This is a genomic window from Rhizobium sp. 16-488-2b (assembly GCF_017741815.1).
Taxonomy (GTDB): domain Bacteria; phylum Pseudomonadota; class Alphaproteobacteria; order Rhizobiales; family Rhizobiaceae; genus Rhizobium.
The window spans coordinates 1-1361 of sequence record NZ_JAGHMF010000054.1; the positions used below are offsets into that span (position 1 = coordinate 1).

Annotated in this window: 1 protein-coding gene; it reads left to right on the forward strand. The window is 56.4% G+C overall.

What is annotated here, in order from left to right; genetic code table 11:
* The first annotated feature begins 83 nt into the window (after window positions 1-83).
* Window positions 84-1106, forward strand: coding sequence for an IS110 family RNA-guided transposase (locus J5286_RS31065; RefSeq protein ID WP_036567425.1), 1023 nt, complete (start codon window positions 84-86; stop codon window positions 1104-1106).
* The last annotated feature ends 255 nt before the right edge of the window (window positions 1107-1361 follow it).

Here is a 1361-nt window from a genome sequence, read left to right on the forward strand (position 1 = left end):
AAATTGATGATGTGGACGGCCCTCCGAACCCGTCGCGCGAGATGCTAAGATCATTCTGCGCAACTCAGAGAAGGAACCGTGTCATGACTTTCGAGAAGATCACTGTCGTCGGCCTGGATCTGGCCAAGAACGTGTTTCAAGTTCATGCTATCGATGACGTCGGCAATGTTATTGTCCGGCGGCAGCTTCGCCGAAATCAGCTCCTGCATTTCTTCGAGCAGTTGCCACCCTGCCTCGTCGGCATGGAAGCTTGTTCGACTTCACATTACTGGGCGAGGGAACTCGGTGCCTTGGGCTTCGATGTGAAGCTTATGCCTCCGGTATATGTAAAGCCGTATGTGAAGCGCGGGAAAAACGATGCAGCAGATGCCGAAGCGATTTGCGAGGCAGTCACCCGTCCAACCATGCGCTTCGTACCGGTGAAAAATTGCGAGCGTCAGGCTCTTCTTATGCAGCACAAGACCCGAGATCTTTTTGTGCGGCAGAGAACGGCTCTGATCAACGCACTCCGAGGCCATTTGGCCGAATTCGGTATCATCACGCCTCAAGGAAAGTTCGGGCTGAAAGCTGCTCTCGAAGCCTTACACGTCGCGAAAGACCATCTTCCTGAACCGTCGTGGCAACCCTTCAAGCACATTCAGATGCAGCTAGAAGAGCTGAGCAATAAGATCGCCGAGCTTGATCGCACCATAATGCAGTGGTGCCGGGACCAAGCTGCCGCTCGGAGGCTGATGACCATCCCAGGCGTCGGCTTTCTCACGGCGGCCGCAATCGCGGCTTCGGTTGGGAATGCCGAGGAATTCAAATCAGCGCGACAGTTCGCGGCTTGGCTTGGCTTAACGCCGCGACAAAATAGTAGTGGCGGAAAGGAGAGGCTAGGGCGGATCAGCAAGCAGGGCGATCGGACAATCCGACGATTGCTGGTAGTCGGCGCCACTGCCGTCATACGACGAGCGCGCATTGATGCTCCATCATTCCCGTGGATCGCGAAGCTCTTGCAGCGCAAACCGGCACGCATGGTGTCGGTAGCGATCGCCAACAAGACCGCCCGCGTCGCGTGGGCTCTTCTGAGAAGAGAGGAGACTTACCGGCACGCAGCCGTTTGAAGGAATCCGGCTCGGCAATCGTCGACCGGAGGAATGAAGGACTGAGTAATGATGGCGAACCGGTTGGACCGGGGATGGAGCAAAGCCTAGGTTCCCCCAGAGCCTTGAGCTCGACAAATTGATTGGCTCTCCATCCGCGGACTTCATCAGGGCCAGTGGCTACAATGCCACGATAAAAGGCCGGACACATGACTGAACCTGACCGATCCCATCGATACAGAGTCTTGCATTCCACGGGCCGTCCACACATGGGGG

Excerpts from the sequence above, each read along its gene's own strand:
- J5286_RS31065 (WP_036567425.1), top strand. The coding sequence starts at position 84 with ATGACTTTCGAGAAGATCACTGTCGTCGGCCTGGATCTGGCCAAGAAC.